Source organism: Pseudomonas sp. JAI120, assembly GCF_014207255.1.
Classification (GTDB): domain Bacteria; phylum Pseudomonadota; class Gammaproteobacteria; order Pseudomonadales; family Pseudomonadaceae; genus Aquipseudomonas.
In genome coordinates this window covers 918,262-941,950 of sequence record NZ_JACHCZ010000001.1, presented here as the reverse complement: position 1 = coordinate 941,950, position 23,689 = coordinate 918,262, and the positions used below count along the sequence as shown (strand labels likewise).

Here is a 23,689-nt window from a genome sequence, read left to right as displayed (position 1 = left end):
GGCCACTTTCTACCTGCCAGCCGCGATCAAAATGTGGGAGGGGGCTTGCTCCCGATAGCAGTGGGTCAGCCAGCACCTCTATCAACTGTGCCGCCGTCATCGAAGCCTCGCTAAAGCTCGACATCTCCCACAGGGGGACCCGCAGTGCTCTCGAGATCTATAGCCGGGTCACTTTCTACCTGCCAGCCGCGATCAAAATGTGGGAGGGGCGGTGCGACGATTCGACTTGCTCCCGATAGCGGTGGGTCAGCCAGCACCTCTATCAACTGTGCCGCCGCTATCGAAGCCTCGCTAAAGCTCGACATCTCCCACAGGGATCAGCGGTGCTCCCGAGATCTATAGCCGGGCCACTTTCTACCTGCCAACCGCGATCAAAATGTGGGAGGGGGCTTGCTCCCGATGAGGGAGTGTCAGTCACTTATTTTTTAACTGACCCGGCGCTATCGGGGGCAAGCCCCCTCCCACATTTGGACTGCAGTGTGCCTGTCAAATATCAAACAATTGGAGCCCATCCCATGGCCTTTACCCTTGAATTGGAAGAGTGGGTCGGCAGTGCCTGGCACCGCTTTATTGCCCGACGCGCCAGCGTCGATTTTCCGCACGCGCGGGTCGATCTGGTCGACCGCCAGCACAGCCTGGCCGTATTGTTCCGCGCCTTGGGTGGTGCCAGCGGGATCGCCCTCGAAGCCTCCAGCGAACGCGACCTGCTGCTGCGCCGCAACCTGTTGATGCGCATCGCCGGCACCTGCAAGCACGCGGCCTCCTGCGATGGCAATCGTCTGCGCCTGCCGTCGAGCCTGGCGGTGTACCCCACCGTCGCGTTGAACCTGGAGTTGTACCGCTGGCTGGCGCTGTTGGCCGCCCATGCAGGCCCCATGACCCATTGGGCCCGGGACAACCAACGCTGCACCTGGACCTGCCGCCCGCCGACGTCGATGACATCCCCCTCGGCGAGGGCATCAAGCTGCCCGAGTGGGACTACCGCCAACAATGCCTGCAACCTGGTTTCGTCAATCTGCAACTGATGCAGCCACGTGCCGATGCACCGCAACCGTTACCGGCCCGATTACTCGGCCCGGCCCAGCGCCTGCGCCGTCAATTCCAGCAACTGCGCACCGACCGCCAATGGCTGCGCCAGCAACCTCAAGGCGCGGAACTGGACCTGCAAGCCTGGGTGGATTTCCACGTGCAACGCCAACACGGCGCCTGCACCGAACGCGGCTTGTACCAGGAGCAGCGTCACACACGACGAGACCTGGCATGCCTGCTGCTGGCGGACCTGTCGATGTCCACCGACGCGCATTTGAACGACGAGCAAAAGGTCATCGACGTGATCCGCGACAGCCTGTTGCTGTTTGGTGAAAGCCTGGCCGGGTTGGGAGATGCGTTTGCGCTGTATGGCTTCTCGTCCCTGCGCCGCCATCAGGTGCGCCTGCAACAGCTCAAGACGTTCGAGCAAGCCTATGACGACCGCACGCGTGGCTGTATCCAGGCGCTCAAACCGGGTTACTACACGCGCATGGGCGCCGCTATTCGCCAAGCCACCCACCTGCTGGGGGCGTGCAAACAGCGGCGCAAGTTGTTGTTGCTACTGACTGATGGCAAACCCAATGACCTGGATCTGTATGAGGGCCGCTACGGGGTTGAAGACACCCGTCAGGCAGTGGTCGAGGCGCGGCGCCAGGGCCTGATTCCGTTCTGCATCACCATCGACAAACAGGCCGGGGACTACTTGCCCTACATGTTCGGTGCTCATGGCTACACCCTGATCCGTCAACCGGAGCAGTTGCCGCTGCGGTTGCCCCAGCTGTACCGGCAACTGACCGAGGGTCAGTAGAAGTCGCGCGGCAACCAGAAGAACATCGCGATGCAAAACAGCGTCAGGCTCAGGCAGAACCACTGGAAGCGCCGCAAGCGAAGGGCCTGTACGCCGGCGTCCGAGGCGGGCAGGGCCATGCCGCAATCCGTGCACTGCTCATGCTTGTCGGCATTGCGCTGTTGGCAGTACAGGCAGGTTTTCACTCGAATTGCTCCAGGCGCAGCCGGTCCAGAATGGCGATCTGGCGCCCGTCCTGGGTGATGATCTTTTCATCGATCAGGCGCCGGATAATCCGCGAAAAGGTCTCCGGCTGGATCGACAGGTGCCCGGCAATCAACTGCTTGGCCATGGGCAGTTCGAACGTGGCGTCGGTGCTGTGCAGGCGCATCAGTTGGGTCAGCAGGTAGCGCACCACGCGGTGGGTGGCGTTTTTCAGTGACAGGGTTTCGATCTCGTTGACCCGCTGGTGCAAGCGCACGCACAACGTGCCGAGCAGGGCGAAGGTCAGGCGGCTGTTGCTGTGCAGCAGGCGCATGTAGGTGGCGTTGGACAAACGGTACAACTGGGTGGGGCACACCGCTTCGGCGCAGGCCACGTAGTTGGGAGTGTCCATCAGCATCATGGCTTCGGCGAAGGTCTGGCGCTCGCCGATCACTTCGAAGACCTTCTCCTGGCCGTCGGGGGTCAAGCGGTAGATCTTCACCGCACCGGCAATCACGAAGTAAAACGCATCGGCCGGTTCGCCTTGGCGGAACAGCGGCTCGCCCTTGTCGATACTCAGCAACTGGCTGTTGCCCATCAGCTCGTTGAGTTCTTCGTCGTTCAGCGGTTCGAACAGGTGATGGCTGCGCAGGATCTGGTGGTGCACGCGATGCAGCACCATGCCCGGTTCCTTGAACAGCAGCGGGGCGTTCACACCAACACCAGCGAAAGCCCGCTGGCGGCGGCCAGCATGGAGCCGAGAATCACAAACCAGGCGAGGGGGACATAGGCGTTTTTCATCATGGCTCCGGGGTGCGGTGTGGATATAGGCGCGAGGGTAATCCCTTGCCCCCGATAGCGACTTGATCTACGACAAGGGCAATGCACGCCCATCGGCGCAAGATTGCCGCAGTCCTGAAGGGAGACCGTGTTATGCAAGTGCTCGATCGGCGCAAGGCAATGTCGATTACCCCGTTGTTTCGCCTGGCCTTCCGGCCATTCTTCCTCGGCGCCTGTGTATTGGCGGCGCTGGCAATCCCCTTGTGGCTGCTGGCCCTGGGCGGGCACCTCGGCACCTGGCAACCCGCCGGCGGCTGGCTGGCCTGGCATCGGCATGAACTGCTGTTCGGCTTTTGCCTGGCGATCATCGCCGGCTTCCTGCTCACGGCAGTGCAGACCTGGACCGGCCGCCCAGGCATCAGCGGCAATGCCCTGGCGCTGCTTGCCGGTGTGTGGCTGGCCGCGCGCCTGGGGTGGCTGTTCAACCTGCACTGGCCGCTGCTGGCGGTGCTGGAGCTGACCTTCCCCCTGGCCGTGGCCGGCGTGATGGGCTGGACCCTGTGGCAGGTACGCCAGAAGCGCAACTACCCGATCGTGCTGGTGCTGGCGCTGCTGACCGTGGCCGATGCGCTGTCGCTGTATGGCTTGCTGCGCAATGACCCAGGCCTGCAACGCCAGGCGGTGCTCACCGGCCTGTGGCTGGTGGCGGCGATGATGGGCTTGATCGGCGGGCGGGTGATTCCGTTTTTCACCCAGCGCGGTCTGGGCCGGGTCGAGGCGGTCAAACCCTGGCCATGGCTGGACCGGGCGTTGCTCGGGGCTTCGCTGCTGGTCGCCGTGCTGTATGCCGCCGGGCCTGCGCTGGCCGCCAACCCAGGGATCGGCCTGCTGTTCGCCGCCCTTGGACTGGGGCACTTATTGCGCCTGGTGCGCTGGCATGATCGCGGGCTGTGGCGGGTGCCGTTGCTCTGGTCGTTGCACCTGGCGTACGCCTGGCTCGCTGTGGCCTGCCTGGGCATGGCGCTGTGGCACTTCGGCGCGCCCCTCAATCCCAGCCTGGCCGTGCATGCATTGACCATCGGCGCCATGGCCGGACTGATCCTGGCGATGATCGCCCGCGTCAGTCTGGGCCACACCGGCCGCCCGTTGCAGCCGCCCGCAGGGATGACCCTGGCCTTTGGGCTGCTGAACCTGGCATGTGTGTGCCGGGTGGTGCTGGTACTGCTGTTGCCGATGGCCGCGTTGTGGCTGGCGGGTGTGTGCTGGACCGTCGGGCTCGGCCTGTACCTGTGGCGGTATGGCCCGATGCTGTGGCAGGCACGGGTCGATGGGCATCCAGGCTAGGAGGACGTCATGCTTTATTCCACCTTGTTGATCGTGCATCTGCTGGCGGCGATTGCGTTTATCGGCACGCTGTTTTTCGAAGTGGTGATCTGGCACAGAGCCCGTGAGGAACTGGCCTGGTCCGCGCAGTTCACCTCCGACCACGCCATTGCACGGCGTTCGCGCCAGGTACTGCACGGCGTGGTGGTGTTGCTGTACGGCGCGGGCATCGGCCTGGCCTGGCACTATCGCGGGCTGTTGGCGGTACCTTGGGCCAGCCATTTCGCGGCGCTGCTGAGCCTGAAAATCCTGCTGGCCCTGAGCATCATCGGCCATTACCTGTGGCTGGCGTACCTGCTGAGTCACCAGCGCTTGAGCCCGAGGCGTGCGACGTGGATTCGTCGCAGCATCCTGGGGCATATGGTCGTGATCGTGATCGTGGCCAAGCTGATGTTGCGTTGATCAGGCAGGCGGATGTGGTCGCGCAGGTGTTGCTGCGGTAATGGAGCGAGATTCAGGGCAGGCTGATAGGTATCTGATGTATAGAGATCAAATGTGGGAGGGGCGGTGCGACGATTCGACTTGCTCCTGATGGCGTCCTTCGGGTCGACCATTTTTTTGGGGTGGGCCGAGTGCATATCCGTTGCTGCGGTAACGGCCACTTAGGGTTCCGCTCTTACAGCGGGTCACTTTTGGAAAAGAGCCCCAAAAGTAACCAAAAGGGCTCTTGCCCCAACACTCGGCACCTCGCTTAGGCTCGGTGTGCCCTCACTCCGGCTTGAATCCGTGGGCCGCCGTCATGGGCCATCCTTGGCCCAGGACGGCTAACCCGGCGTCCTGCCGGGTTACCCACGGATTCAAGCCTGCGTTCGGCCAGCGTGTTTGACGGGGCGCCTAGGATCAAGATCAAAAGCCAGAGCCAGAGCCAGAGCCAGAGCCAGAGCCAGAGCCAGAGCCAGAGCAACAGCAACAGCAACGCGATCCGTTGTGTAGCCCCCCACACCTCAAGCAATCACATGCGGCGTCATGCCACGGGCGAATGTTGATCGTGGTCAAGGGATAACGGCGCGGTAGTTCCCACACTGTGGCGAACTTTCTGGAGGACCGCGTCATGCCCCTGTCTCTTGCGCAATTGCGCCGCAACTACACCCTTTATGGCCTGCGTGATGACTTGGTGCAGGACGATCCCTTGGTGCTGTTCGGCCAGTGGCTGGATCAGGCGCGTAAAACCGAGGTGCCTCCGGCGGAGGCCAATAGCATGGCGCTGGCCACCGTGGACAGCCAGGGCCATGCGCATTGCCGCATCCTGCTGCTCAAGGGGTTCAGTGCCGAGGGCTTTTTCTTTTTTGGGCATTACCAGAGTGCCAAGGGCGAGGAGTTGGCGAGCAACCCTCATGCGGCCATGACGTTTTTCTGGCCGGGGCTGGAGCGTCAGGTGCGTATCGAAGGCCCGGTGGTGCGGGCGGAGGCGCAGTTGTCGGACGATTATTTCGATGCGCGCCCGGCTGCCAGTCAATTGGGTGCCTGGGCCTCGCCGCAAAGCCAGCCCCTTAGCCATCGCAGCGAGTTGGAAAGCCGCCTGCGTGACGTCACCGAGCGTTTCGCCGGGCAGCAACCGCCGCGGCCCGAGCATTGGGGCGGCTACCGCCTGCAACCGCAGCGCATCGAGTTCTGGCAGGGCCGGCCCGACCGTCTGCATGACCGTCTCGACTACCGCCTGCATGCCGGCACGTGGCAGCGCACGCGCCTGGCCCCCTGAACGAGATACCTCCTTGGAGGAATAGGCCCTGCGCCCGTTGCGGCGCAGGCTGACGGCAACTTTCTTCACGCCTGGAGCCTTGATCATGGCCCATTTGAAACAACGCACTTTCGTGCCCCTGAACATCGCCGTGCTGACCATCAGTGACACCCGTACCCTCGACACCGACACCTCCGGCCAGACCCTGGTGGACCGCCTCGAAAGTGCCGGGCATGTGCTCATCGACCGTGGCCTGGTGATCGACGACGTCTACCAGATTCGTGCGCAAGTCTCGCTGTGGATCGCCGACCCCGAGGTGCAAGTGGTGCTGATGACCGGCGGCACCGGTTTCACTGCCCGTGACAACACGCCACAGGCGGTGTTGCCGTTGCTGGACAAACATGTCGAAGGCTTCGGTGAGCTGTTCCGCCAGGTGTCCCTGGCCGAGATCGGCACCTCCACCTTGCAGTCCCGCGCGTTGGCCGGCATCAGCAACGGCGTGCTGGTGTGCTGCATGCCGGGCTCGCCGGGCGCGTGTCGCACCGGCTGGGACCAGATCCTGGCGGGGCAGTTGGACAGCCGCACCGGCCCGTGCAATTTCGTGCCGCACCTCAAGCCCCAGCCCGAGCAAATCCTGCAAGCCTGCGAGTCGCGTTCATGAGTGCCTCGGTGTGTGACAGCGGCCACCTGATGCCGGTGGACGAGGCCATCGCCACGCTGCTGGCCCAGGCGCCGCCACCGCCGAGCACCCAGGTGATTGGCCTGGAGCAGGCGCTGGGGCGAGTGGTCGCTGAAGAGTTGTTCTCTCCCCTGGATTTGCCCGGTTTCGACAACAGCGCCATGGACGGCTACGCCCTGCGCGCCGAGGACGTGCCGGCCGAAGGCGGCTACCTGATGCTCGCCGGGCGCATTGCGGCGGGGCAGCACAGCAAGGTGAGCGTGCAGGCCGGGCAGGCCGTGCGCATCTTTACCGGTGCGCCGCTACCGCCTGGTGCTGACACGGTGGTGCCCCAGGAGCGTTGCCGCCTGTACGGCCAGCGCATCTGGTGCCCGCCGGTACGTCTCGGCGAACATGTGCGCAAGCAGGGTGAAGAGCTGCAGCGCGGGCAGACCCTGATTGCCGTCGGCAAGCGCCTGCGCGCCCAGGACATCGGCTTGCTCGCCTCGGCCGGCATCCCTCGGTTGAAAGTCTATCGCCCGCTGCGGGTGTGCCTGCTCAGCAGCGGCAACGAGCTGCGTGATCCGGGCGAGGCGCTGGTGCCGGGGCAGATCTACAACAGCAACCGCTATGCCCTGGCCGCGTTATTGCGTGGCTGGGGCGTGGACGTGCACGACTACGGCGTGATGGCGGATGAACTGGCCGCCAGCCGTGATGCGCTGGCCCTGGCCTCATCCGAGTGCGACCTGTTGCTGACCTCTGCGGGTGTGTCGGTGGGGGAGGAGGACCATCTCAAGCAGGTCATCGAAGAACTCGGCCGCGTGGACTTCTGGCGGCTGGCGATTCAGCCCGGCAAGCCCCTGGCGTTTGGCGAAGTGGCGGGCAAACCGTGGCTGGGCCTGCCCGGTAACCCGTCGGCGGCGCTGATCACCGCGTTGGTGGTGGTGCGTCCGTTCCTGCTGCGCGCCCAAGGTATGGAGCGGGTGCTGCCGGTGCCGATCCAGGTGCCGGCCGCGTTTGAATGGCTCAAACCCAATAAGCGCCGCCAGTACCTGCGCGCACGCCTGAGCCCCGGCGAAGACGGGCAACTGCGCGCCGTGCTGCACCCCCAGCAAAGCTCGGCGATGCTGACCGCCGCCTGTTGGGCCGATGGCCTGGTGATCGTCGAGCGTGAGCATCAGGTGCTCAAGGATGAACCGGTGCCGTTTGTGTCTTTCGCTGAATTTCTCTGAGGAGCCCCCATGCAACTGGTCTGCCCGGCAGGCAACCTGCCTGCGCTCAAAGCCGCCGTGCGCCAAGGCGCCGATGCGGTGTATGTCGGTTTTCGCGATGACACCAATGCCCGGCATTTCGCCGGGTTGAACATGGACGACAAACAGTTCGACGGTGCCGTCGCCTTTATTCGCCAGCACCAGCGCAAGCTGTACGTGGCGGTCAATACTTACCCGCAACCGAAGATCTGGGCACGCTGGCAACGCGCCGTCGACCGCGCGGCGGACCACGGCGTGGACGCCCTGATCGCCGCCGACCCCGGCGTGCTTGACTACGCCAGTCGCCAGCATCCGCACATGGCCTTGCACCTGTCGGTACAGGGGTCGGCCACCCACGCGGCGGCGCTGAAGTTCTATGCCGAGCGCTACGGCATTCGCCGCGCGGTATTGCCCCGTGTGCTGTCCCTGGCCCAGGTCAAACAGGTGGCGGCGAGCAGCCCGGTGCCCATCGAAGTGTTCGGTTTTGGCAGCCTGTGCATCATGGCCGAGGGGCGTTGCCACTTGTCTTCCTACATCACCGGCGAGTCGCCCAACCTGTGCGGCGTGTGCTCGCCGGCCAAGGCGGTACGCTGGAGCGAAGATGCCGAGGGCTTGAGCGCGCGCCTGAGCGACGTGCTGATCGACCGCTACACGCCCGACGAACCCGCCGGCTATCCGACCCTGTGCAAGGGCCGCTTCCTGGTCGGCGGCAAGCGCTTCCATGCCCTTGAAGAACCCACCAGCCTCGACACCCTCGACCTGGTGCCGGAGCTCAGCGCCATCGGTGTCGAAGCGGTCAAGATTGAAGGCCGGCAACGCAGCCCGGCGTATGTGGAACAAGTCACCCGGGTCTGGCGCGCCGCGCTCGACGCCCACCGCAGCGCGCCGGCCAGCTTTGTGGTCAAGGACCAATGGCGCCAGGTGCTGGCCGGGTTATCCGAAGGCAGCCAGACCACACTCGGCGCCTACCATCGTGCATGGCAGTGAGGAGACACAGATGAAACTCAGCCTGGGACCGGTGCTGTTTTATTGGGATAAGGAACACCTGGGGCGCTTTTACTCGGACATGGCCGGCTTGCCTCTGGACGTGATTTACCTGGGCGAAACCGTGTGCGCCAAACGCCGCGCGTTTTCCCTGGACCATTGGTTGGGTCTGGGCCGGGAGCTGCAAACCTACAGCTCGGCGCAGATCGTGTTGTCGAGCCTGACCCTGATCGAAGCCGCCTCCGAACTCTCGAGCCTGCGCCGCCTGTGTGACAACGGCGAGTTGCTGGTGGAGGCCAATGACATGGGCGCGGTGCAGATGCTGATTGAGCGCAAACTGCCCTTTGTCGGCGGCCCGGCGCTCAACCTCTACAACGGTCACGCGCTGGTGCAACTGCTCGACGCGGGCATGCAACGCTGGGTGCCGCCGGTGGAATGCTCCCAGGGCCTGATCGGCGACGTGCTGGAACAGGTGCGCGAATTGGGCCGGCCATTGCCCGAAGTGGAGATATTCGCCTACGGCCATTTGCCCCTGGCCTACTCGGCGCGTTGCTTCACCGCCCGTGCAGAGAACCGCCCCAAGGACGACTGCCAGTTCTGCTGCATCAACTACCCCGACGGCATGGCGCTGACCAGCCAGGAAGGGCAGGCGTTGTTCACCTTGAATGGCATTCAGACCATGTCGGCCGACGTTACCAACCTGCTGGCCGATTACCCCGGCCTGGTGTCCTGTGGTGCGAACCTGTTGCGCCTGAGCCCCCGGGCCGAAGGCATGGTCGAGGTGGTGCGCGCCTTCGACCACGTGCGCCAGGGCGCCACGCCGCCGCTGTATGTCGATGGCTGCAACGGCTACTGGCACGGCCAGGCGGGTATGTTGCGGGTTGAGGAGGTGGGGCTGTGTTGAGTCGTAAACAATGGCTGCTCAAGGGGGCCGACCGGTTGTTGCCGTTGATCCGCCGCGTGCCGTTTGGCGTGCAGCGCCTGGCCTTGCAGCAAGCCCTCAACCGCTGCCTGGCCGAGCCCCTGCGCGACGGTGGGTTTGACCTGCTGCGTGGGCGTTGGATGTGTTTGCGTATTCCTGACCTGGGGTTGTGCTGGTACCTGACCTTGGCGCGGGACGGGTTGCGGATTGCGCAAAAGGCCGAGGCGCAGGTAAGCATCAGTGGCAACTGGCGGGAGTTCTTGTTGCTCGCCAGCCGGCAGGAAGATCCGGATACGTTGTTCTTTCGGCGCCGGTTGGTGATTGAGGGGGATACGGAGTTGGGGTTGGGGTTGAAGAATTTGATCGACAGTTTGGACCCGGATGTGTTGCCGCCTTGGTTGTGGCGGAACTTGGAGCGGGCGGGGCGGGGGGTGGTGGTTTGATCGGTTTGTTTGGGCCGGACTCGGTCAAAAATATGGGAGGGGGCTTGCCCCCGATGAGGGCGTGTCAGTCACTTATTTGCTAACTGACCCGACGCCATCGGGGGCACTGAATCAACCAGCCTGGTAACCCATCAACTGTTCTTCGCACACGATCCGAATGGTGCGCCGCTGCACCTCGATCAACCCGCCTTCCACCAGCCGGTGCAGGATCCTTGAAAAGGTCTCCGGCTGGATCCCCAGCTTCGACGCCACCAGGCGCTTGGGCACTTGCAGCACCACCTCGCCACTCAGCGCATCGCGCTCCTGGAACAGGAAGTTGATCACCCGGCGGCTGGCGTTGGCCAGGGTCAGGGTGTCGATGTCCTTGAGGCGTTGGTGCAGGTGGATGCTCATGCTGGCGAGGATTGCCAGGCAAATTTTCGGCTGGTCTTCCAGGGCCCGGCGGTAGTGCTGGCCTTCGATGCTGACCAGCACGCTGTCTTTGAGCGCTGTGGCGCTCACCGGATAGGCCTTGGCCTGGGTGAACAGCAGCGCTTCGGCAAAGGTCTGGCCGGGCTGGATGACTTCCACCAGGTGTTCCTGGCCTTCACCCGTGACCCGATGCAACTTGATCTGGCCGCTGACCAGCAGGAAAAAACGCTCAGCCGCGTCGCCCTGATGCATCAAGGGCGCATGGCCGGGCAGGCGCTTGAGATTGGCCAGGGTGCAGACGTCCTGGAAGGTTTTTTCCGGGAGCTGGCTGAACAGGTGATGGCGACGCAGGGTCAGGACGATGTGGGGATGGGTGAGCATGTTTGGGCCTCCGCAATGGGGTAGCGTAGGGGGCTTGGCGCGGGGTTGATATGCCTCTGTGGGGGTACCTCTTGCGGGGTTTGTGTGAAAAATGTGAGAGGGGGCTTGCCCCCGATGAGGGAGTGTCAGTCACTTATTTTTTAACTGACCCGGCGCTATCGGGGGCAAGGCCCCCTCCCACATTTGGATCTCCATATATCAGATGGGCCTCGGTCTGCTTTTGCTCTGCTTTTGCTCTGCTTTTGCTCTGTTTTTGCTCTGGCTTTTGATCTTGATCCTGGGCGCCCCGTCAAACACGCTGGCCGAACGCAGGCTTGAATCCGTGGGTAACCCGGCAGGACGCCGGGTTAGCCGTCCTGGGCCAAGGATGGCCCATGACGGCGGCCCACGGATTCAAGCCGGAGTGAGGGCACACCGAGCCTAGGCGAGGTGCCGAGTGTTGGGGCAAGAGCCCTTTTGGTTACTTTTGGGGCTCTTTTCCAAAAGTGACCCGCCGTAAGGGCGGAACCCTAAGCCGCCGTTACCTAAATAACGGATATGTACTCAATCCCCCCAAAAACCTCACCCCGCCTGCCGCAAATGCTCCATCGCCCAAACCGCCGCCTCCACCCGCGACCGCAACCCCAACTTATGCAGCAAATTCTTCACATGCACCTTCACCGTCCCTTCGGTAATCCCCAACTTATGCCCGATCACCTTGTTGCTGTACCCACTGGCAATCGTCCTCAGCACCTGCCGTTCCCGCTCGGTCAACTCCACCGCCGCATGGGGTTGCGGCGAGCGCAGCGCCTGGGCCAGCACCCGCGTCAACCCGGGGCTGATCACCAGCGCGCCATGCAACGCATCACGGATGTACGTCACTACCAGTTCCGGCTCCATGTCCTTGAGCAGATAGCCATTGGCATCCAGCCGCAACGCATCACGAATATCGTCTTCAGCGTCGGACACGGTAAACAGCAACACCTTGCCGCCATAGTTCATGGCCCGCAGGCGGCGCAGGGTTTCGAGGCCGTTCATGTGCGGCATGTTGTTGTCCAGCAGCACCAGGTCCGGTTGCAGCGCGTCGATCTGGTCCAGGGCTTCCTGGCCGTTGCCGGCTTCGCCGACCACGTGCAGGTCGTCTTCCAGTTCAAGCATCTGGCGCATGCCGTGGCGCATCATCGGGTGGTCGTCGACCAGCAGGATACGGTGGCGAGTGGCTGTGTTCATGCGTGGGTGCCTTGTAGGGGTTGCCCGAGAAATTCCGGGTGAAAGCGCAGTTGCACCCGCGTGCCTTGGGGCTCGCGGGGGCTGATGTCGAGGTGGCCGTGCAGGCTGCGGGCGCGCTCGTCCATGATGGTCAGGCCGTGGTGTTCACGTCTGTCGACCTCTTCGCAAAAGCCACGGCCGTCGTCTTCGATGCTCAGGCTCACGGTCTCGCCCTCTTGGCGCAGTTGCAGCCAGGCGTTTTGCGCATGGGCATGGCGCAGGCAGTTGGACAGCGCCTCGCGGGTGATTTGCAACATGTGGATCTGTTCACTGGCCGACAGCTGGAAGGCCAGGGCGTCCACATGCAGGTGCACCTGGAATTCGCCACGCCGCGAAAACTCCTCGGCGGTGTCCTGCAGTTCCTGCACCAGCCCGGCATCGTGGATTTGCAGGCGGAACGTGGTGAGCAATTCGCGCAGTTGGCGGTAGGCGTTGTTCAGCCCCTCGCGCAGTTCGGCCGTGACGGTGGCCAGGGTCTCCACCGGTTCGCCACGGCGGATCAGGGTTTGCATGCGGCTGACTTGCAGCTTCATGTACGACAGCGCCTGGGCCAGGGAATCGTGCAGTTCGCGGGCGATGATGGTGCGTTCGTCGAGCAGCAGCAGGCGGTGGTCCTGTTCACGCTGGCGCTTGAGCGACAGCGAGGTGCCGATCAGGTTGGCCAGGGCCTGGATCAGTTGTTTTTCCCAATCCTGGGGGGGATGTCCATCGTCGAAGTGGGCCTTGAGTTCGCCCAGTTCCGAGCCCTGGTTGCTGATGCTGAACACCTGCGGGAGCGCCACTTTGTGTTTCTGGCACGTCGCGCAATCACCGATGGCGCAGACGTTGCGGCTATCCCCACCATGCAGCGAGAGCATCTGCTGGGCCGGCGCGAGGAAGTGCCCTTGCAGGCACAGCGACAGGCGCAGCCCCGGCAGGCGTTTCTGGAAGCGCCGGATCAATTCATCCAGGCCCTCGGCATTCGCCAGGCGCGTGGCCAGGCTGCGGCTGCTCTGGTAGAGCAGTTCGAGGGCGGCGTTGGCTTGTTGCAGGTTGAGGGTTTTCTGCCGCACCTGGCTCTCCAGGGTGCTGTGGGATTGTTCAATGGTCTCGGCCATGGCGTTGAAGCTCAGGGCCAGTTGCCCCAACTCGTCTTCGGAGCGGTGGTTGACCCGGGTCTTGAAGTCGCCGTCACGAAAGCGCCGGGTCGCGTGCACCAGTTCTTCCAGGGGGTTGACCACGCCGTACTGCAATTCATACAGGCCGATCAGCAGGATGATCAGCGTGCTGAACAGTGCCAGCCCCTGGATACCCTGCTGCCAGCCTTGTTTCTGTTCGCTCTGTTGCTGCAACAGGCTGACGAACTGGTTGAGTTGATCGACAAAACCTGGCGCGCTGGCCTGGAACAGCACCGCATCGCCGCGTGCCAGGGCCGGGTGCAGGTCATCGTTCCAGCGCTGCTGGATCTGTTGGTAGCTCTGGAGCAGGGCGCTGCGCGGGCCGTCTTCGAGCACCGCCTTGAGCGATTGGCTGTCGAGGCGCCCTTGCAGGCTGTGGATGATGGTGTCGATCTCGTCGGCCGGGGCACCGGCGGCGAGTTTCCAGCTGAGGTGGTAGGTCTCCATGCGCACCGAACCGGCGGTGTTGATGGCGGCCGCGTCGCCCTGGCTGAACCAGGCGATCAAGCCGGCGCTCAAGGAACTGGCGAGGGCGAGGATGGCGATCAGGATCACCGCCAGCCCGGCGCGAGCGGGCAGGGAGCTGCGCAGCCAGTTAAACATGGTGGCGTAAGTGAAGGGGGTTGGAAGCCTGCATGGCGGCACCTGCAAAGGGAAAAGGGCTGAAAAACCGCAATCCCTGGCGCACTACCTCTAAAGAATTGCCGGCCAACCCTCCCACGGGAAAATACCGGCACAAGAGACCAATCCATTGATAAATAAAGACTTTCTCTTGTTATTGGGACTACCTCCTTAGAGGTATGTGGGGCCAGCATAGCCCCATACCCCCCAGGCGGACGTTGATCTGGGTCAAGTTCCACGGGGGTGCCGCCCCTAACCTGCGCCCATGAAATCACTTTCTGGAGCGCATACCGTGACTCAACCCCGTATGAGACAGGGCCTGGTGCTGGGCATGAGCACCCTGGCCTTCACCGTCTGCTTTATGGTGTGGATGATGTTCGCCGTGTTGGGCGTACCCATCAAAGAGCTGTTGCAACTCAACGAAACCCAGTTCGGCCTGTTGGCCGCCACGCCGGTGTTGACCGGTTCCCTGGTGCGCTTGCCCCTGGGCCTGCTGACTGATCGCTTCGGCGGGCGCATCGTGTTCTTCCTGTTGATGCTCGCCTGTGTGCTGCCGCTGTACCTGATCACCTACGCCACCGCCTATTGGCAGTTCCTGGTGCTGGGCCTGTTCGTCGGCCTGGCCGGCGGTTCGTTTTCGGTGGGCATCGCTTACGTCGCCAAGTGGTTCGACAAAGAGAACCAGGGCTTTGCCATGGGCGTGTTCGGCGCCGGCAACGCGGGCGCCGCCGTCACCAAGTTTCTGGCCCCGGCGCTGATCGCCCTCGGCACCTGGCACCTGGTGCCCAAGGTGTTCGGCGCGATCCTGTTTATCACCGCGCTGCTGTTCTGGTTCCTTACCAGCGAGAACAAGGCGCACCGCAGTGCCGGCGGCGCCACCCTGCGCCAGCAGTTGCTGTGCCTGAAAGACCCGGCCGTGTGGCGCTACTGCCAGTACTACTCGATTGTGTTCGGCGGCTATGTGGCCCTGGCGCTGTGGATGACCAAGTACTACGTGCAGGAATACGGCTTCAGCCTGCAAAGCGCCGCGTTGCTGGCCGCGTGTTTCTCCCTGCCGGGCGGCGTGCTGCGTGCGGTGGGCGGCTGGATGTCCGACCGCTGGGGCGCCCAGAGCGTGACCTGGTGGGTGCTGTGGGTGAGCTGGATCTGCCTGTTCCTGCTCAGCTACCCGCAGACCCAATTGCAGGTGCAGACCGTCAACGGTCCCCTGGATTTCCACATCGGCCTCAACGCCACCCTGTTCACCGTGCTGCTGTTCGTGATGGGCATCGCCTTCGCGTTCGGCAAGGCCTCGGTGTTCAAGTACATCGCCAATGACTACCCACAGAACATGGGCGCGGTGTCCGGCATCGTCGGCCTGGCCGGTGGCCTGGGCGGCTTTGTGCTGCCGATCCTGTTTGGCGCCCTGGTGGACCTCACCGGCGTGCGCTCGTCCTGCTTCATGTTGATGTACGGCGTGGTCTGGGTGTCCCTGACCTGGATGTACTTCGGCGAAATGCGCAAGCAACCGCTGTTGGGCAAAACCGCCCAACCTCTCCAAGGAGAATGAACATGTCCATCGCGCAAAAGCCCGGCTCGGGGCCGGTGATCCACGACTGGCGCCCTGAAGACCCTGCGTTTTGGGGCGCCAGCGGCAAGAAGACCGCGACCCGCAACCTGTGGATCTCGATCCCTGCGCTGTTGCTGGCCTTCGCCGTGTGGATGGTGTGGAGCACGGTGATCGTGCGCCTGAACGCCATCGGCTTTACGTTCACCACCGACCAGCTGTTCTGGCTGGCAGCGTTGCCTGGCTTGTCCGGTGCCACCTTGCGGGTGTTCTACTCGTTCATGGTGCCGATCTTCGGCGGCCGCCGCTGGACCGCCCTGAGCACCGCGTCGCTGCTGCTGCCGTCGCTGTGGATGGGCTTTGCGGTGCAAGACCCCAACACACCCTACAGCGTGTTTGTACTGATCGCGCTGCTGTGCGGTTTCGGCGGCGGCAACTTCGCCTCGAGCATGTCCAACATCAGCTTCTTCTACCCCAAGTCGCAGCAAGGCACGGCCCTGGGCCTGAACGCCGGCCTCGGCAACCTGGGGGTGTCGGTGATGCAGTTCTGCGTCCCGCTGGTAATCACGTTCGGCGTGTTCGGCCTGGTGGGCGGTCAACCGCAAACCTTGCCGGATGGCAGTCAACTGTGGCTGCAGAACGCCGGTTTTATCTGGGTGCCGTTTATCCTCACCGTCACCGTGGCGGCCTGGTTCGGCATGAATGACCTGTCCAGCGCCCGTGCTTCGTTCAGCGAGCAGGCGGTGATCTTCAAGCGCAAGCACAACTGGCTGATGTGCTGGTTGTACCTGGCGACTTTCGGCTCATTCATCGGCTTTTCGGCGGCGTTCCCGCTGCTGATCAAGACCTCGTTCCCTGACGTGGTGGCACTGAAATTCGCCTTCCTCGGCCCACTGGTCGGTGCCCTGGTGCGCCCACTCGGCGGCTGGCTGGCGGACAAAATGGGCGGCGCACGGGTGACCTTGTGGAACTTCGTGCTGATGATCGTGATGGTGTTCGGCGTGCTGCACTTTTTGCCGGTGAACGGGCAGGGCGGCAGCTTCTACGGTTTCCTCGGCATGTTCATGCTGCTGTTCATCACCACCGGCGTCGGCAACGGCTCCACCTTCCGCATGATCCCGGTGATCTTCCGCACCCAGCACGAGAAGGCCAGTGCCGGTAAATCCGCCGCCGAGCGCGAGCAGGCGATCAAGGATGCCGGCAAGGAATCCGCCGCCGTGCTGGGCTTCAGCTCGGCCATGGGCGCCTTCGGTGCGTTCTTCATTCCCAAGTCCTTCGGCACGTCCATGGCCGCCACCGGCAGCCCGGCGATGGCCTTCTACATGTTTGTCGGTTTCTACCTGAGCTGCATCGTCGTGACCTGGTGGTGGTACGCCCGCAAAGGCTGCGCCACACCCTGCTGATCGACCACGAATTCGCGGGGCAACGCACCCCACGGCACGCCTGATGAGGAAAGCATCATGAGTCACTTATTGGATCAACTGCGGTTCTTCAACCGCAAGCAAAACGAATTCTCCGACGGTCACGGCGAGACCCGCAAGGAGTCCCGCGACTGGGAAAACGTCTACCGCTCGCGCTGGCAGTACGACAAGATCGTGCGCTCCACCCACGGCGTGAACTGCACCGGCTCGTGCTCGTGGAAGATCTACGTGAAGAACGGCCTGATCACCTGGGAAACCCAGCAGACCGACTACCCGCGCACCCGCAACGACCTGCCCAATCATGAGCCGCGCGGCTGCCCACGGGGTGCCAGTTACAGCTGGTACATCTACAGCGCCAACCGCCTCAAGTACCCGAAGATCCGCAAGCCGCTGCTCAAGCTGTGGCGTGACGCGCGCCAGACCCTGTCGCCGGTCGAGGCGTGGGCGAGCATCGTCGAGGACAAGGTCAAGGCCGACTCCTACAAGAGCAAACGCGGTATGGGCGGTTTCATTCGCTCGAACTGGGAGGAGGTCAACGAGATCATCGCCGCCTCCAACGTCTACACCATCAAGCAGTACGGCCCGGACCGCATCGTCGGCTTCTCGCCGATCCCGGCCATGTCGATGGTCAGCTACGCGGCGGGTTCGCGTTACCTGTCGCTGATCGGCGGCGTGTGCCTGAGCTTCTACGATTGGTACTGCGACCTGCCACCGGCCTCGCCGATGGTGTGGGGCGAGCAGACCGACGTGCCGGAATCGGCCGACTGGTACAACTCCAACTACATCATCGCCTGGGGGTCCAACGTTCCGCAGACCCGTACCCCGGACGCGCACTTCTTCACCGAGGTGCGCTACAAGGGCACCAAGACCGTGGCCATCACCCCGGACTATTCGGAAGTGGCCAAGCTCACCGACCTGTGGCTCAACCCCAAGCAGGGCACCGACGCCGCGTTGGCCCAGGCCTTCAACCATGTGATCTTCAAGGAATTTCACCTGGATAAACCGAGCGCCTACTTCACCGACTACGCCAAGCGCTTTACCGACTTGCCGGTGCTGGTGATGCTCAAGCCGATGACCGGGTTCGCGCCCGGCGCCGGCTTCCAGCCTGACCGCTTCCTGCGTGCCTCGGACCTCACCGGCAACCTCGGCCAGGACAACAACCCGGAATGGAAAACCATCGCCCTCGACGAGAGCGGTGAACTGGTGTCGCCACAAGGGTCCATCGGCTACCGCTGGGGCGAGAAGGGCAAGTGGAACATCCTCGCGAAGGAGGGCGGTGAAGGCCGCGCCATCGACCTGAAACTCAGCCTGATCGGTGACGACGTCGCCGAAGTGGCCTTCCCGTATTTTGCCGGCGAAGCCCACGAGCACTTCCAGCACGTGGCCGGCGATGCCGTGCAGTTCCGCCGCGTGCCGGTGCACAGCGTGACCCTGGACGACGGCAGCGTGGCCAAAGTGGCGACGGTGTTCGACTTGTCCGCCGCCAACCTGGCCATCGACCGTGGCCTGGGCGGCCAGAACGTGGCCAAGGACTACGACGACGCCAGCGTACCGGGCACCCCGGCGTGGCAGGAAGCGATCACCGGCGTCAGCCGCGAGAAAGCCATCCAGATCGCCCGTGAGTTCGCCGACAACGCCGACAAGACCAAGGGCCGTTCGATGATCATCGTCGGCGCGGCGATGAACCACTGGTACCACATGGACATGAACTACCGCGGGCTGATCAATATGCTCATGCTCTGCGGTTGCGTCGGCCAGACCGGCGGCGGCTGGGCCCACTACGTCGGCCAGGAAAAACTGCGCCCGCAATGCGGCTGGCTGCCCCTGGCCTTCGGCCTCGACTGGAACCGCCCACCACGCCAGATGAACGGCACCAGCTTCTTCTACGGCCACAGCTCGCAATGGCGCCACGAGAAGATGAGCATGCACGACGTGCTCTCGCCCCTGGCCGACAAGTCGCAGTTCCCGGAACACGCCCTGGACTACAACATCCGCGCCGAACGCGCCGGCTGGTTGCCGAGTGCGCCACAGCTCAACACCAACCCGCTGCACATTTGCCGTGATGCGGCCGCCGCCGGCATGACGCCGAAAGACTACGTGGTCAAGTCCTGGCAGGACGGCAGCCTGCGCTTTGCCTGCGAACAGCCGGACAGTCCGGTGAACTTCCCGCGCAACATGTTTATCTGGCGCTCCAACCTGCTCGGTTCCTCGGGCAAGGGCCATGAGTACATGCTCAAGTACCTGTTGGGCACCAAGAACGGCGTGATGAACGAAGACATCGGCCACAGCACCGAATGCAAGCCCACCGAGGCCGAATGGGTCGAGGACGGCGCCATCGGCAAGCTTGACCTGGTGACCACCCTGGACTTCCGCATGTCCTCAACCTGCGTGTACTCCGACATCGTCTTGCCGACTGCCACCTGGTACGAAAAAGACGACATGAACACCTCGGACATGCACCCGTTCATTCACCCGTTGTCGGCGGCCATCGACCCTGCGTGGGAGTCGCGCTCCGACTGGGAAATCTACAAGGGCATCGCCAAGGCGTTCTCGGCCATGTCGGTCGGCCACCTGGGCGTGGAGCAAGACCTGGTCACCGTACCGTTGATGCACGACAGCGTCGGCGAACTGGCCCAGCCGTTTGGCGGCACCGACTGGAAAAGCGCCGGTGTGGCGCCGGTTCCGGGCAAGAACGCGCCGAACATGGCGGTGGTGGAACGGGACTACCCGAACATCTACAAGCAGTTCTCGTCGCTGGGCCCGATGCTGGAAAAACTCGGCAACGGCGGCAAGGGCATCAACTGGAACACCGATGAAGAGGTCGAGTTCCTCGGCGAGCTGAACCATCACGAAAGCGATGCGGGTATCAGCCACGGCCGGCCGAAAATCGACACGGCCATCGACGCCGCCGAAGTGATCCTGTCCCTGGCCCCGGAAACCAACGGCAAGGTCGCCTTGAAAGCCTGGGCCGCGCTGTCGGAATTCACCGGCATCGACCACAGCCACCTGGCGATCTCCAAGGCCCACGAAGCGATTCGCTTCCGCGACATCCAGGCGCAGCCGCGCAAGATCATCTCCAGCCCGACCTGGTCAGGCCTGGAAGACGAGCACGTGAGCTACAACGCCGGCTACACCAACGTCCATGAAAACATCCCATGGCGCACCATCACCGGCCGCCAGCAGTTCTACCAGGATCACCCGTGGATGCAGGCGTTCGGCGAGCAGCTGATGAGCTACCGGCCACCAGTCAACACCCGCACCATCGAAGGCGTGAAGGGCAAGCGCAGCAATGGCGAGACCGAGATCGTGCTGAACTGGATCACCCCGCACCAGAAGTGGGGCATCCACAGCACCTACAGCGACAACCTGCTGATGCTCACCCTGAGCCGTGGCGGACCGATCGTGTGGCTCTCGGAAATCGACGCCAAGCGCGCCGGCATCGAAGACAACGACTGGATCGAATGCTTCAACGTCAACGGCGCATTGACCGCTCGTGCGGTGGTCAGCCAGCGCGTCAAGGAAGGCATGGTGATGATGTACCACGCCCAGGAACGCATCGTGAACGTGCCGGGTTCGGAAACCACCAAGACCCGTGGCGGCCACCATAACTCGGTGACCCGCGTGGTGCTCAAGCCGACCCACATGATCGGCGGCTATGCCCAGCAGGCCTACGGTTTCAACTACTACGGCACGGTCGGTTGCAACCGCGATGAGTTTGTCGTGGTGCGCAAGATGGCCAAGGTCGACTGGCTCGATGGCTCCAGCGGTGATGATTTGCCGCGCCCATTGCCGACTGACATCGAGGAGAACTGAGATGAAAATTCGCTCACAGATCGGCATGGTCCTCAACCTGGACAAATGCATCGGCTGCCACACCTGTTCCATCACCTGCAAAAACGTGTGGACCAGCCGTGAAGGCATGGAATACGCCTGGTTCAACAACGTCGAGTCCAAGCCCGGCATCGGCTACCCCAAGGAGTGGGAAAACCAGGACAAGTGGAAGGGCGGCTGGGTGCGCAACGCCAACGGCTCGATCAACCCACGCATCGGCGGCAAGTTCCGCGTGTTGGCGAACATCTTCGCCAACCCCGACCTGCCAAGCCTGGACGACTACTACGAGCCGTTCGACTTCGACTATCAGCACTTGCACACCGCGCCATTGGGCGAGCACCAGCCGACCGCACGCCCGCGTTCGCTGGTGTCCGGCAAGCGCATGGAAAAGATCGAGTGGGGCCCGAACTGGGAGGAAATCCTCGGCACCGAATTCGCCAAGCGCCGCAAGGACAAGAACTTCGACCAGATCCAGGCCGACATTTATGGCGAGTACGAAAACACCTTCATGATGTACCTGCCGCGCCTGTGTGAGCACTGCCTCAACCCGGCGTGTGCGGCATCGTGCCCGAGCGGTGCGATCTACAAGCGTGAAGAAGACGGCATCGTGCTGATCGACCAGGAGAAGTGCCGGGGCTGGCGCATGTGCATCAGCGGCTGCCCGTACAAGAAAATCTACTTCAATTGGAAGAGCGGCAAGTCCGAGAAGTGCATCTTCTGCTACCCGCGTATCGAAGCCGGTATGCCGACCGTGTGCGCCGAAACCTGCGTGGGTCGGATTCGCTACCTCGGTGTGTTGCTGTACGACGCCGACCGCATCAGCGAAGTGGCAAGCACCGCCAACGAGCAGGACCTGTACGAGAAGCAACTGGAAATCTTCCTCGACCCGAATGACCCGGCGGTGATTCGCCAGGCCCTGGCCGATGGCGTGCCGCAGTCGGTGATCGACTCGGCCCAGCGTTCGCCGGTGTACAAAATGGCCGTCGACTGGAAGTTGGCGCTGCCGCTGCACCCGGAATACCGCACCTTGCCGATGGTCTGGTACGTGCCGCCGCTGTCACCGATCCAGAACGCCGCTGCTGCCGGCACCGTGGGCATGAACGGGGTGATCCCGGATGTGGATAGCCTGCGTATTCCGCTGCGTTACCTGGCGAATATGCTCACCGCCGGCGATGAAAAACCGGTCAAGCGTGCACTCAAGCGCCTGTTGGCGATGCGCGCCTACAAACGCTCCCAGCAAGTCGATGGCGTGCAGGACCTGCAAGTGCTCGAAGACGTCGGCCTGAGCGTTGAACAGGTGGAAGAGATGTACCGCTACCTGGCCATTGCCAACTACGAAGATCGCTTCGTGGTACCGAGCGCCCACCGTGAAGACGCCATGAGCGACGCGTTCGCCGAACGTTCCGGGTGTGGTTTCAGCTTCGGCAGCGGTTGCAGCGGCAGCTCCGACACCAACATGTTCGGCGCCAAGAAAGCCAACCGCCGTGACGTGCTGAAAACCGTCCAGATCTGGGAGGACTGAGCCATGCGCATTCTTAAAGTGATTTCGTTGCTGCTGGACTATCCCACTGAAACCTTGGTGAACGGCCGCGACGAACTGGAACAGGCGATTCTCGAATCGCGGGAAATCAGCCCCAAGCAGCGCGGTGCGTTGTTCGAGCTGCTGGAACTGATCTGCGCCAATGACCTGATGGACGGCCAGGAACACTACGGCGCGCTGTTTGGCCGGGGGCGTTCGCTGTCGCTGTTGTTGTTCGAACACGTGCACGGCGAGTCCCGCGACCGCGGTCAGGCCATGGTCGACATGATGGCCCAGTACGAAGAAGCCGGCTTCGCCATTGGCGTCAAGGAGCTGCCGGACTACATCCCGTTGTACCTGGAGTTCCTGTCCACCCGCGAAGACATCGAGGCCCGCGAGGGCCTGGCGGATGTGGCGCACCTGTTGGCCTTGCTCGCTGCGCGTCTGGACGAGCGTGAGAGCGGCTATGCCGGTTGCTTCCGTGCGCTGTTGCAGATTGCCGGCGCCGAGCCGCACCAGGCCGTGGCCGAACTGCGCGCCCAGGTCGCCGCCGAACCGCGCGACGACTCCCTCGAAGCCCTGGACAAAATCTGGGAAGAGGAAGCGGTGGACTTTATGCAGGCTGAGCAACAGGACCGCTGCAGTTCAATGCCGAGCAGTCCGGGCAAGGCCCGCGAAGAAAGCGCGGTGCCGTTGCACTGGGTGGATTTTCAGCAAGAAGGCCGGGCCGCAGCGCCCGCCGGGGAGGTGGGTAATGTCTAAGTGGAATTTGCTGGTATTCGGGGTGTACCCCTATGTGGCCCTGGCGATCTGCCTGTTGGGCAGTTGGGCGCGGTTCGACCTGTCGCAGTACACCTGGAAGGCCGGATCCAGCCAGATGCTCAACAACCGGGGCATGCGCGTGGCGAGCAACTTCTTCCACATCGGCGTGCTGTTCGTGCTGGCCGGGCATTTTGTCGGCCTGCTGACCCCGGCGTCGGTCTACCACCATGTGATCAGCACTGAGAACAAGCAGTTGCTGGCGATGGTCTCGGGTGGCTTCTTCGGACTGCTGTGCCTGGTGGGCTTGCTGATGCTGGTCAAGCGCCGCCTGGGTGACCCGCGCGTGCGGGCTACCTCGAGCCCGTCGGACATCCTGATCCTGCTGGTGCTGCTGGCGCAGCTGGTGCTGGGCTTGCTGACCATCGTCGCGTCCACCGGGCATATGGACGGCTCGGTGATGGTGATGCTCGCCGACTGGGCGCAGAACGTGGTGCTGTTGCGGCCGGTGGAAGCGGCCGAGTCGATTGCGCCGGTGTCGCTGATCTACAAGGCCCACGTGGCGCTGGGCTTGACCCTGTTTGTGCTGTTCCCGTTTACCCGCTTGGTGCACATGGTCAGCGCGCCTATCTGGTACCTGGGGCGTCGTTATCAAATCGTGCGGCAGAAGTACTGAG

General features: G+C 63.2%; 19 protein-coding genes and 1 pseudogene. 15 read left to right on the top strand and 5 right to left on the bottom strand.

Annotated features, from left to right (window positions below):
- The first annotated feature begins 515 nt into the window (after positions 1–515).
- A pseudogene (locus HDC32_RS04255) lies at positions 516–1,837 on the top strand (nitric oxide reductase activation protein NorD).
- On the opposite strand, the gene HDC32_RS04250 reads toward HDC32_RS04255, so the two are convergent.
- Positions 1,831–2,022: a protein DnrP gene (locus HDC32_RS04250; protein ID WP_090403099.1), complete on the bottom strand. Its 192-nt coding sequence runs from the start codon at positions 2,020–2,022 to the stop codon at positions 1,831–1,833. The pseudogene HDC32_RS04255 and the gene HDC32_RS04250 sit on opposite strands and share 7 nt — an antisense overlap.
- Positions 2,019–2,702, bottom strand: coding sequence for a Crp/Fnr family transcriptional regulator (locus tag HDC32_RS04245; RefSeq protein WP_053134436.1), 684 nt, complete (start codon positions 2,700–2,702; stop codon positions 2,019–2,021). The genes HDC32_RS04250 and HDC32_RS04245 overlap by 4 nt, the downstream gene beginning before the upstream one ends.
- A gap of 251 nt (positions 2,703–2,953) precedes the next feature.
- Here HDC32_RS04245 and HDC32_RS04240 point away from each other — a divergent pair, with 251 nt between their 5' ends.
- From HDC32_RS04240 to HDC32_RS04205, 8 genes are all read left to right on the top strand, one after another.
- A complete protein-coding gene (locus HDC32_RS04240; RefSeq protein WP_184742655.1) occupies positions 2,954–4,144 on the top strand; it encodes an NnrS family protein in 1,191 nt (396 codons plus the stop codon).
- Between the two features lie 9 nt (positions 4,145–4,153).
- Positions 4,154–4,585 (top strand): hypothetical protein, encoded by a 432-nt coding sequence (locus tag HDC32_RS04235; RefSeq protein ID WP_145338880.1) that lies wholly within the window; start codon positions 4,154–4,156, stop codon positions 4,583–4,585.
- Positions 4,586–5,234: 649 nt separating this feature from the next.
- Positions 5,235–5,882 (top strand): pyridoxamine 5'-phosphate oxidase, encoded by a 648-nt coding sequence (gene pdxH, locus HDC32_RS04230; RefSeq protein ID WP_131699953.1) that lies wholly within the window; start codon positions 5,235–5,237, stop codon positions 5,880–5,882.
- A gap of 85 nt (positions 5,883–5,967) precedes the next feature.
- A complete protein-coding gene (gene moaB / locus HDC32_RS04225) occupies positions 5,968–6,522 on the top strand; it encodes a molybdenum cofactor biosynthesis protein B (protein WP_145338879.1) in 555 nt (184 codons plus the stop codon).
- Positions 6,519–7,751: a gephyrin-like molybdotransferase Glp gene (glp, locus tag HDC32_RS04220; protein WP_184742653.1), complete on the top strand. Its 1,233-nt coding sequence runs from the start codon at positions 6,519–6,521 to the stop codon at positions 7,749–7,751. Before moaB ends, glp begins: the two co-directional genes overlap by 4 nt.
- A 9-nt stretch (positions 7,752–7,760) precedes the next feature.
- Complete coding sequence (locus HDC32_RS04215) at positions 7,761–8,756, top strand: peptidase U32 family protein (RefSeq protein ID WP_131699956.1); 996 nt, start codon at positions 7,761–7,763, stop codon at positions 8,754–8,756.
- Between the two features lie 10 nt (positions 8,757–8,766).
- Positions 8,767–9,657, top strand: coding sequence for a U32 family peptidase (locus HDC32_RS04210; RefSeq protein ID WP_167657062.1), 891 nt, complete (start codon positions 8,767–8,769; stop codon positions 9,655–9,657).
- Positions 9,651–10,118: an SCP2 domain-containing protein gene (locus HDC32_RS04205; RefSeq protein ID WP_131699958.1), complete on the top strand. Its 468-nt coding sequence runs from the start codon at positions 9,651–9,653 to the stop codon at positions 10,116–10,118. The genes HDC32_RS04210 and HDC32_RS04205 overlap by 7 nt, the downstream gene beginning before the upstream one ends.
- Before the next feature lie 111 nt (positions 10,119–10,229).
- Here HDC32_RS04205 and HDC32_RS04200 read toward each other — a convergent pair whose 3' ends face one another.
- From HDC32_RS04200 to HDC32_RS04190, 3 genes are all read right to left on the bottom strand, one after another.
- A complete protein-coding gene (locus HDC32_RS04200) occupies positions 10,230–10,910 on the bottom strand; it encodes a Crp/Fnr family transcriptional regulator (protein ID WP_131699959.1) in 681 nt (226 codons plus the stop codon).
- A gap of 561 nt (positions 10,911–11,471) precedes the next feature.
- Positions 11,472–12,119, bottom strand: coding sequence for a two-component system response regulator NarL (gene narL, locus HDC32_RS04195; protein WP_145338841.1), 648 nt, complete (start codon positions 12,117–12,119; stop codon positions 11,472–11,474).
- The gene (locus HDC32_RS04190; protein WP_167657064.1) at positions 12,116–13,918 is read right to left on the bottom strand and encodes a HAMP domain-containing protein; all 1,803 of its coding nucleotides are present in this window, start codon (positions 13,916–13,918) and stop codon (positions 12,116–12,118) included. The genes narL and HDC32_RS04190 overlap by 4 nt, the downstream gene beginning before the upstream one ends.
- A gap of 325 nt (positions 13,919–14,243) precedes the next feature.
- Here HDC32_RS04190 and HDC32_RS04185 point away from each other — a divergent pair, with 325 nt between their 5' ends.
- Genes HDC32_RS04185 through narI form a run of 6 tightly spaced genes read left to right on the top strand, consistent with a single transcriptional unit; the run spans position 14,244 to position 23,688 of the window.
- Complete coding sequence (locus HDC32_RS04185) at positions 14,244–15,485, top strand: nitrate/nitrite transporter (protein WP_205885947.1); 1,242 nt, start codon at positions 14,244–14,246, stop codon at positions 15,483–15,485.
- 2 nt (positions 15,486–15,487) lie between these two features.
- Positions 15,488–16,885: a NarK family nitrate/nitrite MFS transporter gene (locus HDC32_RS04180; RefSeq protein WP_145338838.1), complete on the top strand. Its 1,398-nt coding sequence runs from the start codon at positions 15,488–15,490 to the stop codon at positions 16,883–16,885.
- 57 nt (positions 16,886–16,942) lie between these two features.
- Positions 16,943–20,716, top strand: a complete 3,774-nt coding sequence (locus HDC32_RS04175) for a nitrate reductase subunit alpha (RefSeq protein ID WP_184742651.1) — start codon at positions 16,943–16,945, stop codon at positions 20,714–20,716.
- 1 nt (position 20,717) lies between these two features.
- Positions 20,718–22,256, top strand: a complete 1,539-nt coding sequence (gene narH / locus HDC32_RS04170) for a nitrate reductase subunit beta (protein WP_027607174.1) — start codon at positions 20,718–20,720, stop codon at positions 22,254–22,256.
- A gap of 3 nt (positions 22,257–22,259) precedes the next feature.
- Positions 22,260–23,015 (top strand): nitrate reductase molybdenum cofactor assembly chaperone, encoded by a 756-nt coding sequence (gene narJ, locus HDC32_RS04165; protein WP_145338837.1) that lies wholly within the window; start codon positions 22,260–22,262, stop codon positions 23,013–23,015.
- Positions 23,008–23,688 carry a respiratory nitrate reductase subunit gamma gene (gene narI, locus HDC32_RS04160; RefSeq protein ID WP_131699965.1) on the top strand — a complete coding sequence of 227 codons (681 nt, stop codon included), beginning with the start codon at positions 23,008–23,010 and terminating at the stop codon, positions 23,686–23,688. Before narJ ends, narI begins: the two co-directional genes overlap by 8 nt.
- Position 23,689 lies beyond the last annotated feature (1 nt).

What these genes read in the sequence shown, in the direction of transcription:
- HDC32_RS04245 (WP_053134436.1), bottom strand. Translation starts at nt 2,702, where the DNA reads ATGGTGCTGCATCGCGTGCACCACCAGATCCTGCGCAGCCATCACCTG.
- HDC32_RS04210 (WP_167657062.1), top strand. Translation starts at nt 8,767, where the DNA reads ATGAAACTCAGCCTGGGACCGGTGCTGTTTTATTGGGATAAGGAACAC.
- HDC32_RS04180 (WP_145338838.1), top strand. Translation starts at nt 15,488, where the DNA reads ATGTCCATCGCGCAAAAGCCCGGCTCGGGGCCGGTGATCCACGACTGG.
- narL (WP_145338841.1), bottom strand. Translation starts at nt 12,119, where the DNA reads ATGAACACAGCCACTCGCCACCGTATCCTGCTGGTCGACGACCACCCG.
- HDC32_RS04200 (WP_131699959.1), bottom strand. Translation starts at nt 10,910, where the DNA reads ATGCTCACCCATCCCCACATCGTCCTGACCCTGCGTCGCCATCACCTG.
- HDC32_RS04215 (WP_131699956.1), top strand. Translation starts at nt 7,761, where the DNA reads ATGCAACTGGTCTGCCCGGCAGGCAACCTGCCTGCGCTCAAAGCCGCC.
- moaB (WP_145338879.1), top strand. Translation starts at nt 5,968, where the DNA reads ATGGCCCATTTGAAACAACGCACTTTCGTGCCCCTGAACATCGCCGTG.
- narI (WP_131699965.1), top strand. Translation starts at nt 23,008, where the DNA reads ATGTCTAAGTGGAATTTGCTGGTATTCGGGGTGTACCCCTATGTGGCC.
- pdxH (WP_131699953.1), top strand. Translation starts at nt 5,235, where the DNA reads ATGCCCCTGTCTCTTGCGCAATTGCGCCGCAACTACACCCTTTATGGC.
- narH (WP_027607174.1), top strand. Translation starts at nt 20,718, where the DNA reads ATGAAAATTCGCTCACAGATCGGCATGGTCCTCAACCTGGACAAATGC.
- HDC32_RS04190 (WP_167657064.1), bottom strand. Translation starts at nt 13,918, where the DNA reads ATGTTTAACTGGCTGCGCAGCTCCCTGCCCGCTCGCGCCGGGCTGGCG.
- HDC32_RS04235 (WP_145338880.1), top strand. Translation starts at nt 4,154, where the DNA reads ATGCTTTATTCCACCTTGTTGATCGTGCATCTGCTGGCGGCGATTGCG.
- glp (WP_184742653.1), top strand. Translation starts at nt 6,519, where the DNA reads ATGAGTGCCTCGGTGTGTGACAGCGGCCACCTGATGCCGGTGGACGAG.
- HDC32_RS04240 (WP_184742655.1), top strand. Translation starts at nt 2,954, where the DNA reads ATGCAAGTGCTCGATCGGCGCAAGGCAATGTCGATTACCCCGTTGTTT.
- HDC32_RS04185 (WP_205885947.1), top strand. Translation starts at nt 14,244, where the DNA reads ATGAGACAGGGCCTGGTGCTGGGCATGAGCACCCTGGCCTTCACCGTC.
- narJ (WP_145338837.1), top strand. Translation starts at nt 22,260, where the DNA reads ATGCGCATTCTTAAAGTGATTTCGTTGCTGCTGGACTATCCCACTGAA.
- HDC32_RS04175 (WP_184742651.1), top strand. Translation starts at nt 16,943, where the DNA reads ATGAGTCACTTATTGGATCAACTGCGGTTCTTCAACCGCAAGCAAAAC.